Origin of the sequence: Desulfovibrio sp. OH1186_COT-070 (assembly GCF_003860215.1) — a bacterium.
Taxonomy (GTDB): Bacteria; Desulfobacterota; Desulfovibrionia; order Desulfovibrionales; family Desulfovibrionaceae; genus Desulfovibrio.
The window spans coordinates 1-324 of sequence record NZ_RQYH01000251.1 but is presented as its reverse complement, the minus strand read 5'-3'; the positions used below and the strand labels follow the sequence as shown (position 1 = coordinate 324).

1 pseudogene is annotated in these 324 nt (G+C 52.2%); it reads right to left on the bottom strand.

Annotated elements, in window-relative coordinates:
- Positions 1-324, bottom strand: a pseudogene (locus tag EII23_RS12720) (IS5 family transposase); the annotation flags it as partial.

Below are 324 nucleotides of genomic sequence, written 5' to 3'. Positions count from 1 at the left end.
TCAAACCGTCAATCAATGCACATGCTTCCTTGCAATCAGATCTGGTACCTTCTGTAACAACAACTCTGAGCGGCATACCATGCGCATCCACGGCCAAATGTATTTTGGTGTTGAGCCCCCTTTTGTGCGACTCATCGCCTGGTTGCCGCCAATCGCTCCCGCAGCATGGGGATGTACTTTGCAATGGCTCGCATCAATCATCAACCACTCATAGTCAGGCTCAACCACGAGCACCTCAAGGAGTTTTTCCCAAACACCCCGGTCACGCCAACGGCAAAACCGGCGATGAGTATTTTTCCAGTCCCCAAGGTCAGGAGGCAGATC